Origin of the sequence: Tolypothrix sp. FACHB-123 (assembly GCF_014697075.1) — a bacterium.
Lineage (GTDB): Bacteria > Cyanobacteriota > Cyanobacteriia > Cyanobacteriales > Nostocaceae > Aulosira.
The window spans coordinates 1-15126 of the sequence record NZ_JACJRE010000105.1; the positions used below are offsets into that span (position 1 = coordinate 1).

Below are 15126 nucleotides of genomic sequence, written 5' to 3' on the forward strand. Positions count from 1 at the left end.
GCGATGCATTAACAATGCAAGGCGATGCATTAACAATGCAAGGCGATGCATTAACAATGCAAGGCGATGCATTAACAATGCAAGGCGATGCATTAACAATGTAAGGCGACACACTCAAGATTCCCTCGTTTCTTGGTAATCATCTTAAGTTACGCAGCTTGCCGATAGGCATCGCTAATTTTGAGACTGCGTTAACTTTTATGTAAAAATACTGAATCCCTTTAATTATAAAATAGGACTCATATTTGATTTGGTGAAATACACGTAAGGTGGGCAATGCCCACCATATCCGGGTTTTGGTGGGCATTGCCCACCCTACTGGAAACGAGATAGAGAAGGGTTTTTAGTTTAAATTTACACCAATGAACAATACCATGCCCATACCAAATTAAGTTTTACGGAACATAATTGACATTTCCGTATGCAAACTTAACCAATAACCAAAAATTGCATAAAACAGAAACTTGTGAGATAACAAAGCTGTTTTTAATTGCAATGGTTGAAAAACCACATTGATCGTACCATCTAACAAACGTTGATACTGATTCCAAGCGCGAGTATTTAAACCAAACCAAGGTGTATCATGAAAAGCCCTATCAAAAAAATCCACAGCTTCCCAACCTTGATTTATCCCCAGAGATTCAACTACACCACGAGTATAAATATGTAGATGATAGGGAACATGAACTGCATTATAAAAATCAGAAATGTGCGGTTGAGAAAGGTCTAAATTAGCTGCATTAGGTGTGCCAATAAGAATATAACCACCAGGCGCAAGTAAGGAATGTAATTCAGCTAATAAAACGCTAGGATTTTCTACATGTTCAATTACATCTTGAAGCAATATGTAATCAAACGGTGCTTTTTCTAAAACAGTAGCATCGCCAAAGTTTTCTTTTGACGCATAGGGATCGTAACCATAAGCATGGACAAAATTTCTTTGTTGCAAATAATTAACAAATAAACCAGTACCACAACCATAATCGAGGAATGAATGGTGCTTAGCAAAACCATGTTTTGTTAGCTGTTGGTGCAGGTTTTTATAGAGAATTTTTAAAGGCGGTGTAATTACAGCTTGCGTAAAAGGATACTTGGCATAATAATGACTGAGATCGACTACATCTAAACAATGAATAGTCTGGCATTTTGGACATCGCCATACTTGAAATTTTTCTTCTCGGAATGCTCTGACATTACAGAAAAAGGTAGCAAATGCTGAATTATCTTTTTCATCTACACAATAATCGCAAATTGAGCATTGAATCCGTTTTTGCTGGCTATTTTTTGTATCTAATGAAGCGACAGTAGTTTGACTCAGCAGAGAAAGATGGGAATTATCACCAATCATCTTTTAACCCCATTCATTTGGTGAAAATCAAATCTTTTCTAGTATATGTTAACCCCCAAATTGCTCAGTTAAGAGTTATGAATTGAATCTCATAATTTTTGTACTGAAATTATTGATTACTTACTAAATCCTATTTTTTACGACTTGAAGAGTAACATTAAATTCTATCCAACCACTGTTTAGGATTGCGTTTCGCATGAAAGCAAGCAAGTATAAAAACCGTATCTTACTCAAAAATGTAGCGGATTATGTATGGGAATCGACGGATTAATGCTCTTCTTACCTGTTTGTAAATTATTTGGTAAGCTAGAGGTTTCCGTGCAATCCCTGATAGACAAGCATCAACTGCACGAACAAACTCGGAACCCAAACCAGGATTTTGGGATTCATACCACTCAAAAACATCCTGAATATCGTATTCTGCTTGTGGTTGAATAATCAGGTTATAGTTCATCGAGAGAAGCCTAACCGTTTTTTAACATCTTCCCAACTAGAACCACTTGTAGGGTTTTTTTAGTAATTTTCTAAACGCCGATCGAATTCTTGTTGTTGTGCTTCACTCAAAGGAAGTTCCTCTTGCTGTTCTAAAATGCTGTCCCATAAATCTTCAGCAAGTTGGATACGTTCTGCAACGCTGAGTTCAGAAATGTCAACTTTTAATAGTGGATGGGAACTCATAACTCCAGAGTTAGGTTTGAGATTTTATCTATATTACAGCATTACAGATGGATGTACTAAGAATACGATGAATTAACACCTCAAGCTTATAACTCAATTGCGCTCGACACAATGCGTGCTTTACTGAAAGAAGCATTATTAAAATATAGTTGATGAGTATTTTTGCAATCATCTGTTTATGGATAAAATAAATGACCGCCCTCAACAACACTCAAGAAATAAAATCAATAATCAAATTTTGGAACATCCATTTACAGATTATTGGGATATTTTTGTTCTTAAACATCAACATCCGATTAATATTGCTCTCCATATTATCGGTATATTCTTCTTTTACGGCTTACTCTTTATTACTTGGAAGTTGCAAAATTTTTGGTTACTCTTAGCCTTACCCGTAACGCAGCTAATTGGCTTAACTGGACATTTTTTATTTGAGCGTAGCCATATTGATTTACAAGATGCTGTGTTTTCTTGGCGGGCTTCTTACTGTTTAGGTAAAATGCTATTTAGGGTTTTACTTGGGAAGTATCAAGATGATATTCGCCAGCGTCAAGAAATATTAGATAATTATCAATTAACTAAGTATGCAGATATTTAATAATTGGAATATAGTTGCTAAAGGTTGGTATATTGCTTGTTCTAGTAGCGCCTTATCTCAAAAACAAGCCAAATCTGTAGAGATTTGTGGGCAAAAAATTGCTATCTTTCGCGGTGAAGATGGAAAAGTTAGGGCTTTAGATGCTTACTGTCCTCATTTAGGAACAGATTTAGGAATTGGACATGTTGAGGGTAATTTAATTCGTTGTGTGTTTCATCATTGGGCGTTTGATGAAACAGGAATCTGTCAAAATATTCCTTGTCAATCAGAAATTCCTCATCAGGCGAAAGTCCAAGCTTACGCAACAGATGAAAAGTATGGTTTTATTTGGATTTATCCAGAAGCTGAAGCACCAGAAGGTGTGGCTGATTTTGATGAATTAAAGGGTAAAGAAATTGTTGCGCGAGCTGATAGAGCTTTTGAAAGAAGTTGTCACCATCATATTTGTATGATGAATGGAATTGACGCGCAACATTTAAAGACAATTCATCATTTAGATATCAAAATGGATTTGTCGTTACATCGTAGTCAATTAGGTACACAAATTGACTTTGTCATGGGGGGACAATTTCCGCAAACGACATGGCGAGAACGTTTAGGACAAAGATTTCTCGGTTCTAATTATGAATATTCTATGCGTTATGCAGATGGGTGCATCGGTTTATTAACAATGATGAAAAAAGTGCGGCTGTTTCCGCCGTTGCATATGTTATATGCATATACGCCAATTGCACCAGGAAAAACGCGGATTCAACCAATTTATGTAACTGCAAAACGTCGCGGAATTGGGGGATATTTACTGAGTCAGTTTTTATTGTTATGTACTCGCTTGGCTTATTATATGCTCCGAGATGAGGACGGCAAAATTTACGATAATATTCGCTTTCAGCCTAAGTTACTTTTGAGCATTGATCGCCCATTAGCTCAGTATATGGAATATGTGAATCAGCTAGAACCATCTCGTTGGTCAGTTAGGGGTTAGGGATTTTAATGTGCGATCGCAGTTATTGTCACACAATGCGATCGCATTGTTTGCGGATACAATCGCTTAACAGGTAATACAGTCGCTACAATAAGATACTTTTTTGGCTAGGGTTTTTAGTAACATAAATAACCATTTTTTAATCTGTCACATTACTCAGTAACAACACCAATTTGCTGGATAGAGTGTTAATGAAGAACATCCCCCTAATCAAGTTTAGGTAAAATCCACATAATGAAAAGCTGGCTAGTTCCGGTTCAAAAGCTGCAAATGAGCGATCGCATAGCCATGTATGCATTGCTGAACAATCATTTTCAAGGCGTTACCTGGGAAGGATTTGAGGCTGATTTAGCTCGGAAAAACTGGGTATTGTTGTTAAGAGAAGAGATTACTAACAGTCTTAAAGGCTTTTCCACGCTCATGTTACAGTCTACAACATTTGCTGGAGAGAAAATTACTGTAGTTTATTCTGGCGATACCATTGTCGATCCTAGTGCTTGGTCGAGTACAACTTTACCCCGCACCTGGATTGCGGCGGTGAATTTTCTGCGGGAATACTATACAGAAAATAAATTATACTGGCTGTTGATTTGCTCTGGTTTCCGTACCTATCGCTTTCTTCCTACATTTTGGCAAGATTTTTACCCCCGCTATGATATCCCTACCCCTAGCGATGTGAGCAATCTCATGTCAACTTTGGCACAGGAATATTATGCTGATGCTTACAATGAAGCGACTAATATCATTCGCTTTCAAAATCCGCAAATTCTGCGGGAAGGGTTAATTGAAATCCCCACAGGAAGACAAACTAATCCTCATATTCAATATTTTGAGCAAACAAATCCCGGCTATCGCCAAGGTGATGAATTAGTTTGTTTAACTGAAATCCGCTATGACAATCTTACCCGTGCTGGACAACGAATGTGGCATTCGGAATCATTGTTAGAATTTTTCCCAGAATCTGCACTGATTTAACTTCTATGCATACTACCAGCCCACAATCTATTTTTAATAATCCGAAACAATTTGTGCAAGGATGGTATTGGGCATTGCCATCCAAAAAATTAAAAGTTGGCAAGGTAAAAGCTGTAACGCTACTGGGTAAAAAACTAGCAATTTATCGCGGAAACAGTGGACAAGTGGTAGCGGTAGATGCACATTGTCCCCACATGGGCGCACATTTAGCGGAAGGTAAAGTAGAAGGTGAGGGAATTCGTTGCTTTTTCCATAACTGGAAATACGATGAACGAGGAATCTGTGTAGATGTTCCTTCTCTGGGAAAACCCTTACCTGTATGTATCAAAACCTGGTCAACAGCAGAAAGATACGGGATGATTTGGGTATGGGTAGGAGAAGAAAAGCCAAGTGCGCTACCTTTTGTCCCAGAATTAGAGAATGTAGATTGTGACTATATATTAGGAACACGATTTATCAAAAATTGTCATCCTAATGTTTTATTGATTAATGCGATTGATGCTCATCACTTTAATACTGTACACAATCTGCCTTTAGAAATTGTCTTTGATGCTCAAAATTTTAACTCTCATGCTATTACTTTCAGCAACACAACCAGAGGTGGTAATGATTCTTTATTAATTCGCCTAATTCGTCCTTTATATCAGAAACAAGTTACCTATAGCATGTGTTATTGGTATGGTAGTACGGGAACTGTGACATTAGGCCCAGATTTTCTGCATTTCTACATTGTTTTTGCATTAAGAATGTTAGAAGATGGCAAAACTGAAGGACAAACAATTTTAGTCACTCCCAAGCGACGGGGATTTTTCGGATGGGTTATTAATCGTTTATTGCTGTGGTTAACGCAGCAGGTTGGTAATTATTTTGCTAAAGGCGATACACAAGTATTTCAGACAATTCAATTTGATTTGAAGACACCAACCAAAGCAGATAGTTCAATTCTGCAATTCATTCAGCACGTTAACCAACAAAAAGCTTTAACTTGGGGAACATGGAAATTTAATTCGTAATTCGTAATTCGTAATTCGTAATTTGTCCACATTCCCTTCTGACTTCTGCCTTCATATAAATATGTACAACATTGCTGGACTTGATTTACCACACTTAAATCCTGACGATAGATTGCGACGGATACTAACAGCAGCTTTACCCAATCACAGCGATAATTCTGCACAGCCATTATCTAATTATTGGGATGCAAAATTTTTCAATTTACATCAAGTACAAATCTTTCAACAAGCAAGTTTAGCAGAACAATCTGCGATACTTCAGCTTACTAACCGCAGCATTTTCCTAGAATCTTATTTCATTGAGAAAGCTGGCGTTGGTTATATGGCAAAAATGGTATTGTTAGCGGAAACAGTTGAAGAAAGAATGCTGTATGCATTATTTGCAGCTGATGAAGCTAGTCACCTTAGCCAAATCGTTAATTTCTTACCGGAACTTGAAGCAAATAACAGCAAAGATCCCTTTGTGAATTTACTCGCAGAAGTTGTTGAAAGTGCAGATAAAGCAGTATTGTTGTTTGTGCTGCAAGTGGTTTTAGAAGGATGGGGTTTAAGCCATTATCGTCGCTTGGCGAAAGAATGCCATCATCCTCAATTAAGGGAACTGTTCGCAGGTTTTCTCCAAGCAGAATCTCGCCATCACGGTACGGGAACAATGCTATTTAATCGCTATCCTGTATCTGCATCGAGTCAAGCAACAGCAATCGATGTGTTAGCCTGCTTTCTCTCGATGATACAAGTAGGGCCGCAAAGTGTGTTATCTGCGATTGAACAGATAAAAGGAGATTTGACGCGATCGCAAAAAATTCAAATCATGGAAGAATTAGATACACAAACCCACAGTGGTACGAGATTAGAGATATTGCGATCGCTCATGCATGGTAAATCAGCCGAGGCGATTGTTCAAGCTTTAGACGAACGCGGTGCGTTTACACCACTCCCAGCTTATCAATGCGTATCTTAATCAACCCAATTGCGATCGTGTAATCTAGCCAAAATATTTGATTTATGGGGAAAAAATGGCGCTCTCATATCCTCGAAGGTCTCTAGCTTAACAAAACTTTGCCTTAGACATCTGAAAAGCGGTTAACTCAACTTGATTATAAACAGAGTAAGTTTTGCAAGAGTTCACACTGCTGTCAAAGCATTATCAATCATAATTCATATCAGTGGAATATGATGATTCTGACTTCAGTGCTATGAGAGTAAAGGCGCATCCTATGAATGAATCCAACCGCATCATCAAAGATAACTTTCTCTATCCTCGCCATCGTTACTATGGTCAAATTACACCAGAGAACTTAGTATTCAATGCGAATCTCCAAGAATTTTGTCAAAAAGTTACTTATATTTCTTGTTTAGAAACAAGCGGTAAACTTTCCCCAGATGAAGCTTATCAGCAGATTAAACAAGTTTGGAAGCAATTAAAAAAATCCAAAAAAGAATTAGGAATCACTGCCAATATCAAAGATGTTTAAAACATTAATTAATCTTGCTTCCTAATCGTCACCCATTAATATTACTGCCAAATCAGCAGCACGAGATAAATGTGGGCAATGTCCTCCAGGTAATTCTATCGCCTCCACTCCCAAACGCTTACGCGCAGCATAGCGTGACCATGCAGGCGAAATGATTTTATCATCAGTACAAAGAATATATTTACGTTCGACATTCGGTAAAACTTTGAGAGGATTGGACTCAAAAATATATGCTAAAGATTGCTGCATACGTCTTTTTAAAAGTGCCCATTCCATCACATCCCGTTGACAATCATTATAAAAAATTTCCTTTAAAACTCCTGCATCTGTAAAATCTCTACCCACAGAAACCGGATTAAACATATCAGGTTCATCAGCAAATTGTACAACTTGACTTAAATCTTTTGGCGCGTAATTTAAAGCTTTGCGACTATCAGCATCAAGAGTATGAGCAAATTGATCGATTGTACTAATTCCTGGGTAGGGAATCAACGCCGCCAGAAATACTAATTGACGTACTTTACGCGCTTCTGCAACTAAGGGAATCACAGTACCAGCCATAGAATGACCAACTAGTACAATATCATCATCAGTTTTCGGCAAAGCTTGAATTACTACATCAGCAAATTGCGATAAAGTTGCAGATGCATCTTCAATTGGTAAATCCATCGCTACTGTTTGATGTCCTTGCGCTGTTAAATAAGGAATTAATAAATCCCAACACCAAGCGCCTTGAAACGCACCATGAACTAAACAAAAAAGACTCATAGCAATTTGAATTAAGTGTGTTTATCTTCTATTTTACATCTTGCGTTGTAGTCAAAATAATTGCAGATAGATTAAAATATAACTTAGTTAACATAAAAAATGTATCTTTGTAGGTTGGGTTGAGGAACGAAACCCAAAATTTTTCTAATTTTGTTAAGTTTGACTATGTTCAACCTAACCGATGATTATCAGTAAGAGTAATTTAAATTTTAATTAACAATTTAAATCATAATTTATGACTAATACTATTCAGCAATTATCAGACAACCCAACAACTTATCGCAAATTACAAATTAACCACACCCGCAACAAACAGCAGGATCATACTGCTTTAATGGATGCAGCCACAACACAGTTTTGCTATGCAGATTGTGAACATGAATATTGGAATCCCGAAGAATTTTCTCTGCTGTACGCTACACCATTATGGGAACAATCTACCCCACATCAGCGCGTGATTTTAAATCAACTGTATTGGGTAGCATATTATTCGCAAATTGTTTCTGCTGAAATCGCTACTATTTATTTTAATCAAACCAGTGCCGCCGGACTTTACGCTCAAGAAGATTTCCGTTTAATTTGCGATACTTTAGATTTAGAATCTGCTCAAGAGCGAGCGCATATTAACGCTTTTCGCACCATCGCTAAACAAGTTGAACAAGAATTATTTGGGGAACATATCTTTACTTACCCCATGCGCGGCCCCTTTACAGAAACGATGGTTTATGCTGATACAAACGCGCTCAAAACTTGGTGGAAAAAAATTCAACTGCAATACTTCGGCTTGATTTCTGCAAATAATACCTTTTTAGCTTGTCAATATTTCACAGTCAGAGGAGTGCGGACGCTAAATGGTAAATTAGTCCAGCATAAACTCAGCAATTATTATCAAAAACATCCGCAGCAAGATACTGCGCCTATCCCGGCGAAAATCTCTTATTATCACTTTTTAGATGAAAGCTTTCATTTTAATAGTTCAACAATTATCTCACACGATATCGTTACCCAACTCCCACCCCCGACAGAATTTGAGCGCTTAGTCGCTAATTTAGGCTTACTCGGATGTCAGCGCGATCATTTTCATTTCTCCGCAGCCATTAACGGGATTTTTTGGTACGATCCGGCGCTGTATAATAAAATTTATCGCGTATTGCGATCGCCAATTTTCTCGATGAGCGATAAAGATGCTAAAGAAATGATGCGCCGCTGCTTTACAGAAGAGTCAGAAGGGTTACATCGCAGTTTTTCCACCCATCAAGAAGCGATGGCATCTTATAAAGTATATATAGAAAAACTGAATTATCTTTGGCAACGTAACCGCGAAATGTCACTCATGGGTGCTAATTCCATTCCTTGCTATTTAGCGACTCAACAAAGAGCATTTCAACGCTTCCAACAGCATCAAAGTGAAAATTCACCGGAATTTGCAGCCATCAATAAATAATTTAAAACAAGCTCAACCTTATATATCAGCTATTAGAAGGATTAAAAACCATTGACATAAATCTTAATCTATATATTTGCTAAAACAAAAGTAATTTACATGACTTTTGTCAGAAGATATGTCAGAGGATATGAGTGGACATTAAGGAGGTAACTATCATGCATAAAGAATATATGGAGGTTTTAGAAACATTAATTGATCAATTGACATTATCTGCCATCTTAGAAATGTCAGAGCGTATATGCCACAAAAAAGCTGAAAATCTGAGAACCCATTGGCAAGATGAAGCCGCAGCAAAGCGTTGGGAAAAAGCTGCTAGACAGATAGAACAGATAAATATTGATGTTTAATTAATTACGCAATATATTGTAGGGTTACGGCATCAATAAAACAACTATATACACCAAAAAATTCTTTTTGCCCTATCCCTACAATATCTCTTAACTAAACCATATTAAATTATAGATAATTCCCCAACTTGTAGGGGCAAGGCACTGCCTTGCCCTTACACCTCGCGATATGTTGAGTATTTCTTATTTAAAGAATAGTAGCAAACCATTCTTCACAAAAATTTTTAATTGTTTGAATATTTATATATGTCTGAACTTTGTAAAATATCCTTTCCCGGAACTGATTACCCTCCCCTAAATCTCCAACCGCATCAAAATTTATCCGAGCATTTAACCATTCAAAATTCACCTGTATTATTTGGTTGTCGCACTGGTATTTGCGGAACTTGCTTAGTTGAAGCAATTGGTGATATTCCTCCCCCTCAAACCGATGAACAGGAAATGCTAGATACATTTGCACCGAATAATCCCCATGCTCGATTAGCTTGTCAAATTGAACTTATAGCTAATGTTGAAATTCGCAAACTGGAACATAATGAAGAATAATTTTTCTATAGCAGTTAAAATAATATTTATGAAGCCTAAGACTATAGCATTTAATTATTATGCGAATTCAGCAAATTTCTGTTAACGGCTTATTTGGACTTTTCGATCATGTAATTCCATTGAATATGGATGAGCGTATAACTATCATTCATGGGCCTAATGGTTTTGGTAAAACAGCAATATTGAAAATTTTGAATGCTTTCTTTAACAATAGGTATTCAGAGTTATTAACAATAATTATGATTATTTACAAGTTTGTTGTGGTCATGACCTGGTAGAAATATTATCAGTTGGTTTACGTAAGGTTATTGGGACTAATAAAGCGGCTGATGTTGAAGCGAACAGCCTTGAACGCAATTTACGGCTGGCTTATGAAACAGTGTATTTTTACAAAACTCAGTTGTATTCTGAAATTCGCCTGTGGGAAACCAATAATCAACCTTTTAAAGTTTTGCAGAATGACGTATAAGACTTTCCAAATTATCCCTAATATCTATTATGCAATTTGCAGATTTTTGGTATATTGTCGCACTTAGCGAACAGCTACGACCTAACAAAGTACTAGCACGATCGCTTTTAGGCGAGTGGCTCGCAATATTTCGTGACGAAGATGGACAAGCTGTAGCTTTGCGCGATCGCTGTTTGCATCGCAATAGTCGTCTGTCTACTGGTAAAGTATGTCAAGGTGCTTTGCAATGTCCCTATCATGGTTGGGTATACGATCGCAATGGTAAAGTCATTGCTGTACCTGCGGAAGGCGATGATTTCCAACCTTCTCAGCAGCGTCAAGCCAAGGGTTACCCCACCAAAGAACAAGATGGTTATGTATATGTGCGGTTAGCCGATAACCCCACTGAAGACTTTGCACCCTTTTCTATGCCTTATTATGGACAACCAGGTTGGGAAACAGTGCGGGTAATTAATCGGTTTGCGAATAACGTCACCAATTGCGCAGAGAATTTTATTGATATTCCCCACACAGCTTTTGTGCATCCTGGCGTATTTCGTACTTCTCGCCAGCAAAAGTTAGAAATGACTGTAGAACGGGAAAATGGTGCAGTTTTAGTAGAATATCGCAACGAAACTAGTAATTTAGGCTGGTATAGCCGTTTTCTTAATCGTGAAGGTGCAGAGATTAAACATTGCGATCGCTTTTATCTGCCCAATATTACTTCTGTAGAATATCAAATGGGAGCAAATCGCCATTTATTTATCACCAGTCAATCTATCCCCGAAAGCGATAACTCAACTCTAGTTTACACAGATGTTACGTATAACTACGGTATATGGAATAAGTTAGCGCGTCCCTTGGTATGGTGGACAGCGCAACATATTATCAGTCAGGATATTGATATTTTAAGCACTCAAGGCGAAGTGATTAGTAAATACGGCACACACTTTGCTAATACGCCTGCGGATACAATTCATGTATTTGTCGAATCAATTCGAGATGCGATCGCGCGAGGCGAAGATCCGCGATTATTACCAAATAAATCGGTAAAAGTTACCTTTTGGGTTTAATTGGCAATTCGCATAAATTCCTTCTCCATATTTTCGGAAATAGTAATTATAGCAGTGAAGTTAACCTCACTAGAAAAAATCCAGTTGAAATACTATAACCACACTTAGTGGAAAACTATTATGCGCCAAATTGCAATTATCGGAGCAGGTCAAGCTGGCCTGCATTTAGGTATTAATTTAGTTGAAGCAGGTTATGCAGTAACATTGTTTAGCGATCGCACTCCAGAAGCAGTTCTCAATGGTAAAGTCGGAGCATTCCCTATATTATTTCCCGATGCACTGCAACTGGAACAAAGATTGAATTTTTGGCAAGAGGAATTTCCTGGTAGCGATTTATTCCGTTCTGAAGTTTGCGACCCCCAAGGAAATTTAGCCTTCACTGTATCATCTCTTTTAGAAAGACCTTGGCAAGGTGTAGATCAACGCCTCAAATTCTCTACCTGGATGCAAGAGTTTATCAAAATTGGCGGTGAACTGGTGGTTCGATCAATGGCGATCGCAGATTTGGAAGAATGTGCCAAAAACTACGACTTAGTTGTGGTTTCTACTGGTCGCGGCTCTTTCTCTACTTTATTTGCGCCAGACACCGAAAAAACTCAACACGACAAGCCGAAGCGCCATATAGCCGGAGCAATAGTCACCGGAGTACAGCAAGATGAAACTGAGTTGCGCACCAGTAAGATGACTATCATCCCAGAAGTTGGCGAAATCCTGCAAATGCCTTTCTATGCTAAGGATGAAATTTCTGCTCAGGTAATTGCTATTGAAGCCTATCCTGGCGGCGCAATGGATCAATTTACTGGCGTTCAAAGCGGTGCAGAATTATTAGAAACTATCAAAAAAGTCATCCAACAATTTAAGCCTTGGTCTTACGAAGCTGTTAAAAATATAGAATTGGCAGATGAGCAATCATGGGTAAATGGTGCAATTACTCCCACAATTCGTAAACCAATTGGTCGTTTACCATCGGGTGCAATTGTTATGGGTGTAGGTGATGCCGTTATCCTCCACGATCCCCTGACTGGACAGGGAGCAAATAGCGCTACAAAAATGGCTCATTTACTCAAGCAACGTATTATTGAGCATGGTAACCAACACTTCGATGAATCATGGATGCAAAGGGTATTTGATGAATTTTGGACTTATGCTCAGTACACCTATGCTTACACAGATTGCTTATTGTCCCCTCCAGCTTATCTGCAAGAAATTATGGGCGCAATGGCGGAAAATCCCGAAGTTACTCAAGATTATTTAAATGGTGTCAACCATCCCCCAAGCTTATCTCCCTGGTTTTTTGATGCTGAAAGTGCCAAGGAATATTTAGCGCAAAAGAAAGCTAATTTGGCAGCAGAACGACAAAAAATATTAGTCATTAGTCATTAGTCATTTGGACTATTGACTCTGGACTATTAATAGATCTAACCTTGGTTTATTGTGTAATTTGCATAATTACAAGCTCATGATTTCCTTATACACTACACCACCTATCTGGGGTCTACCAAGTATTAGTCCAGCTTGTATGAAACTAGAAACCTGGTTTCGGATAGCAAATATTTCCTATGAAACTTTGGTGCTGACAGCGAATGATATAGAATTAGCTCCTAAAGGCAAAATGCCCTTTATTAAATATCAAGGAAAGATAATAGGCGACTCGACTTTAATTATCGAGATGTTGAAAGAAAAAGAAGGAATAGATCTCGATAAAAATTTAACATCTACTGAGCGAGCTATTTCTCTTGCTTTTCGGCGGATGCTAAAAGAAAATACTTACTGGGGAATGGGTTATATTCGTTACAATGTAGAAGCAAATTGGCAAATCTATCAAGAAGTATTAGCTAGTATGCTTTTTGGTGATACTCCCAAAGCAGAATGGGAACCCATAGTTGCAGAATTTGGCAATAGTACTCGCGCTCAGATATATACTCAAGGAATGGGTCGCCATACTAATGAAGAAATCTGCCAAATTATCACAGCTGACTTTCAAGCACTATCTGATTTTTTGGCTGAAAAACCATTTTTTATGGGAGAAGAACCAACAACTTTAGATGCTACTGCTTATGCTTTTATAGGTAATACAATTAAACTTCCTTTGGTACATCCAATAATTGATAATGTTCGCCAAATGGATAATCTTTGCCAGCATTATGAACGGATGACACAGCGATTTTATCGCGATCGCCTCGTGCCAGTGCAATGAATGATTGATTGCGCATTTGTAAGTAAAATTAACGTTTGGGAGGTATTCATGAGATATTACCTAAGTAATCAACCCTAGTAAATAAATCAACTACAGGGAAGCGATGATAGCTGAATACAATTATGTTGTCATTGGTGCAGGTTCGGCAGGCTGTGTAGTAGCTAACCGCCTTACAGAAGACGGTGAAACTACAGTGTTACTGCTAGAAGCTGGCGATAGAGATACCAAACCGGAGATTCAATTTCCCATCGCCTGGACAAAATTGTGGGGTACGGAAGTAGATTGGGCATATTTTACGGAACCTGAACCTTACCTCAATGGGCAAAAAATCTTTTGTCCCCGTGGTAAAGTTCTTGGTGGATGCAGTTCGATTAATGCCACAATTTATATCCGGGGTAACCGTGACGATTTTGACCATTGGCAGAATTTAGGTAATCCTGGTTGGAGTTATGCAGATGTTTTGCCATACTTCAAAAAATCCCAGAACCAGCAACGAGGCGCATCGGAATTTCACGCAGTCGGGGGAGAATTAACTATTACCGACCCCCTAGCGCCAAGTGCGATCGCGCAACAATTTATTGAAGCAGCTACAGAACTAGGTTATCATCGCAATCCGGATTTCAATGGCGCACAACAGCATGGTGCGGGACTTTATCAGCTAACAGTCAAAGATGGTCAACGCCATAGTACAGCAGCAGCATTTCTATCGCCAATTCTCCATCGCCCAAATTTAACAACCACCACCAAAGCCTTAGTCACGCGGTTACTGTTTGAGGGTACGCGCACCGTTGGCGTAGAATATCTGCATGAGGGCACGTTACATCAAGTCCAGGTGAATCGGGAAGTAATTCTTTGTGCAGGTGCGTTTGATTCCCCCAAATTACTCATGTTATCTGGAATTGGGGATGCAGAAAAATTGCGATCGCTAGATATTCCTGTAGTCGTTGATTTACCGGGAGTCGGTCAAAACCTGCAAGATCATCCCCTAGTTTTACTAGGATACCAAACAACTCAAGTTCCAGAAATCGCCCCAACCAGCAACATTGCAGAGGCTGGATTGTTCCTTCATAGTGAAGGACGTTTAGATACTGCACCAGATTTGCAGTTTTTCTGCGGCCCGGCTTTGTTAGTAAGCTGTTCAGCATTTAAATAGGGTATAATAAAAAGCCGAATTCAGTCAAAAAATGGAATAATGCCAGCAAAAAATCATTTAACTTCCCAGCAAATAGAG

The 15126-nt window shown here is 38.3% G+C and carries 16 protein-coding genes and 2 pseudogenes; 14 read left to right on the forward strand and 4 right to left on the reverse strand.

Annotated features, from left to right (window positions below):
• Positions 1-388 precede the first annotated feature (388 nt).
• The 3 genes and pseudogenes from H6G41_RS32985 to H6G41_RS32995 all read right to left on the reverse strand — a co-directional run bounded on the left by H6G41_RS32985 (position 389) and on the right by H6G41_RS32995 (position 2026).
• Positions 389-1348 carry a bifunctional 2-polyprenyl-6-hydroxyphenol methylase/3-demethylubiquinol 3-O-methyltransferase UbiG gene (locus H6G41_RS32985; RefSeq protein WP_190752483.1) on the reverse strand — a complete coding sequence of 320 codons (960 nt, stop codon included), beginning with the start codon at positions 1346-1348 and terminating at the stop codon, positions 389-391.
• Between the two features lie 157 nt (positions 1349-1505).
• A pseudogene (locus tag H6G41_RS32990) lies at positions 1506-1802 on the reverse strand (type II toxin-antitoxin system RelE/ParE family toxin).
• A pseudogene (locus tag H6G41_RS32995) lies at positions 1799-2026 on the reverse strand (addiction module protein). The pseudogenes H6G41_RS32990 and H6G41_RS32995 overlap by 4 nt, the downstream one beginning before the upstream one ends.
• 178 nt (positions 2027-2204) lie before the next feature.
• Between H6G41_RS32995 and H6G41_RS33000 the strand changes: the two are divergent.
• From H6G41_RS33000 to H6G41_RS33025, 6 genes are all read left to right on the forward strand, one after another.
• Positions 2205-2624 (forward strand): Mpo1-like protein, encoded by a 420-nt coding sequence (locus H6G41_RS33000; RefSeq protein WP_190752485.1) that lies wholly within the window; start codon positions 2205-2207, stop codon positions 2622-2624.
• Positions 2611-3606 carry an aromatic ring-hydroxylating dioxygenase subunit alpha gene (locus H6G41_RS33005; protein ID WP_190752487.1) on the forward strand — a complete coding sequence of 332 codons (996 nt, stop codon included), beginning with the start codon at positions 2611-2613 and terminating at the stop codon, positions 3604-3606. Before H6G41_RS33000 ends, H6G41_RS33005 begins: the two co-directional genes overlap by 14 nt.
• A 234-nt stretch (positions 3607-3840) precedes the next feature.
• A complete protein-coding gene (locus H6G41_RS33010; protein WP_190752489.1) occupies positions 3841-4581 on the forward strand; it encodes a hypothetical protein in 741 nt (246 codons plus the stop codon).
• A 5-nt stretch (positions 4582-4586) separates the two neighbouring features.
• Entirely contained in the window at positions 4587-5594 is a 1008-nt protein-coding gene (locus tag H6G41_RS33015; RefSeq protein WP_190752491.1) for an aromatic ring-hydroxylating dioxygenase subunit alpha, read from the forward strand.
• A gap of 61 nt (positions 5595-5655) precedes the next feature.
• A complete protein-coding gene (locus H6G41_RS33020) occupies positions 5656-6555 on the forward strand; it encodes a ferritin-like domain-containing protein (protein ID WP_190752493.1) in 900 nt (299 codons plus the stop codon).
• Positions 6556-6811: 256 nt separating this feature from the next.
• Positions 6812-7069 carry a hypothetical protein gene (locus H6G41_RS33025; protein WP_190752495.1) on the forward strand — a complete coding sequence of 86 codons (258 nt, stop codon included), beginning with the start codon at positions 6812-6814 and terminating at the stop codon, positions 7067-7069.
• A gap of 21 nt (positions 7070-7090) precedes the next feature.
• Here H6G41_RS33025 and H6G41_RS33030 read toward each other — a convergent pair whose 3' ends face one another.
• Positions 7091-7837: an alpha/beta hydrolase gene (locus H6G41_RS33030; RefSeq protein WP_190752497.1), complete on the reverse strand. Its 747-nt coding sequence runs from the start codon at positions 7835-7837 to the stop codon at positions 7091-7093.
• Positions 7838-8072: 235 nt separating this feature from the next.
• Between H6G41_RS33030 and H6G41_RS33035 the strand changes: the two genes are divergently transcribed.
• From H6G41_RS33035 to H6G41_RS33070, 8 genes are all read left to right on the forward strand, one after another.
• A complete protein-coding gene (locus H6G41_RS33035) occupies positions 8073-9281 on the forward strand; it encodes a P-aminobenzoate N-oxygenase AurF (protein WP_190752500.1) in 1209 nt (402 codons plus the stop codon).
• A gap of 158 nt (positions 9282-9439) precedes the next feature.
• On the forward strand, positions 9440-9631 hold the full coding sequence (locus tag H6G41_RS33040) for a hypothetical protein (protein WP_190752502.1): 192 nt from the start codon (positions 9440-9442) through the stop codon (positions 9629-9631).
• Between the two features lie 246 nt (positions 9632-9877).
• Positions 9878-10177, forward strand: coding sequence for a 2Fe-2S iron-sulfur cluster binding domain-containing protein (locus H6G41_RS33045; RefSeq protein WP_190752504.1), 300 nt, complete (start codon positions 9878-9880; stop codon positions 10175-10177).
• 59 nt (positions 10178-10236) lie between these two features.
• Positions 10237-10455, forward strand: coding sequence for an AAA family ATPase (locus H6G41_RS33050; protein WP_242038138.1), 219 nt, complete (start codon positions 10237-10239; stop codon positions 10453-10455).
• A gap of 220 nt (positions 10456-10675) precedes the next feature.
• Entirely contained in the window at positions 10676-11698 is a 1023-nt protein-coding gene (locus tag H6G41_RS33055) for an aromatic ring-hydroxylating dioxygenase subunit alpha (protein WP_190752506.1), read from the forward strand.
• A 120-nt stretch (positions 11699-11818) separates the two neighbouring features.
• Positions 11819-13081 (forward strand): styrene monooxygenase/indole monooxygenase family protein, encoded by a 1263-nt coding sequence (locus H6G41_RS33060; RefSeq protein ID WP_190752508.1) that lies wholly within the window; start codon positions 11819-11821, stop codon positions 13079-13081.
• Positions 13082-13157: 76 nt separating this feature from the next.
• Complete coding sequence (locus tag H6G41_RS33065) at positions 13158-13895, forward strand: glutathione S-transferase family protein (protein WP_190752510.1); 738 nt, start codon at positions 13158-13160, stop codon at positions 13893-13895.
• 103 nt (positions 13896-13998) lie between these two features.
• Positions 13999-15048 (forward strand): GMC family oxidoreductase, encoded by a 1050-nt coding sequence (locus H6G41_RS33070; protein ID WP_199316458.1) that lies wholly within the window; start codon positions 13999-14001, stop codon positions 15046-15048.
• Positions 15049-15126: the final 78 nt, after the last annotated feature.

What these genes read in the sequence shown, in the direction of transcription:
- H6G41_RS33055 (WP_190752506.1), top strand. Translation starts at nt 10,676, where the DNA reads ATGCAATTTGCAGATTTTTGGTATATTGTCGCACTTAGCGAACAGCTA.
- H6G41_RS33030 (WP_190752497.1), bottom strand. Translation starts at nt 7,837, where the DNA reads ATGAGTCTTTTTTGTTTAGTTCATGGTGCGTTTCAAGGCGCTTGGTGT.
- H6G41_RS33040 (WP_190752502.1), top strand. Translation starts at nt 9,440, where the DNA reads ATGCATAAAGAATATATGGAGGTTTTAGAAACATTAATTGATCAATTG.
- H6G41_RS33060 (WP_190752508.1), top strand. Translation starts at nt 11,819, where the DNA reads ATGCGCCAAATTGCAATTATCGGAGCAGGTCAAGCTGGCCTGCATTTA.
- H6G41_RS33065 (WP_190752510.1), top strand. Translation starts at nt 13,158, where the DNA reads ATGATTTCCTTATACACTACACCACCTATCTGGGGTCTACCAAGTATT.
- H6G41_RS32985 (WP_190752483.1), bottom strand. Translation starts at nt 1,348, where the DNA reads ATGATTGGTGATAATTCCCATCTTTCTCTGCTGAGTCAAACTACTGTC.
- H6G41_RS33010 (WP_190752489.1), top strand. Translation starts at nt 3,841, where the DNA reads ATGAAAAGCTGGCTAGTTCCGGTTCAAAAGCTGCAAATGAGCGATCGC.
- H6G41_RS33000 (WP_190752485.1), top strand. Translation starts at nt 2,205, where the DNA reads ATGGATAAAATAAATGACCGCCCTCAACAACACTCAAGAAATAAAATC.
- H6G41_RS33005 (WP_190752487.1), top strand. Translation starts at nt 2,611, where the DNA reads ATGCAGATATTTAATAATTGGAATATAGTTGCTAAAGGTTGGTATATT.
- H6G41_RS33045 (WP_190752504.1), top strand. Translation starts at nt 9,878, where the DNA reads ATGTCTGAACTTTGTAAAATATCCTTTCCCGGAACTGATTACCCTCCC.
- H6G41_RS33035 (WP_190752500.1), top strand. Translation starts at nt 8,073, where the DNA reads ATGACTAATACTATTCAGCAATTATCAGACAACCCAACAACTTATCGC.
- H6G41_RS33050 (WP_242038138.1), top strand. Translation starts at nt 10,237, where the DNA reads ATGCGAATTCAGCAAATTTCTGTTAACGGCTTATTTGGACTTTTCGAT.
- H6G41_RS33025 (WP_190752495.1), top strand. Translation starts at nt 6,812, where the DNA reads ATGAATGAATCCAACCGCATCATCAAAGATAACTTTCTCTATCCTCGC.
- H6G41_RS33070 (WP_199316458.1), top strand. Translation starts at nt 13,999, where the DNA reads ATGATAGCTGAATACAATTATGTTGTCATTGGTGCAGGTTCGGCAGGC.
- H6G41_RS33015 (WP_190752491.1), top strand. Translation starts at nt 4,587, where the DNA reads ATGCATACTACCAGCCCACAATCTATTTTTAATAATCCGAAACAATTT.
- H6G41_RS33020 (WP_190752493.1), top strand. Translation starts at nt 5,656, where the DNA reads ATGTACAACATTGCTGGACTTGATTTACCACACTTAAATCCTGACGAT.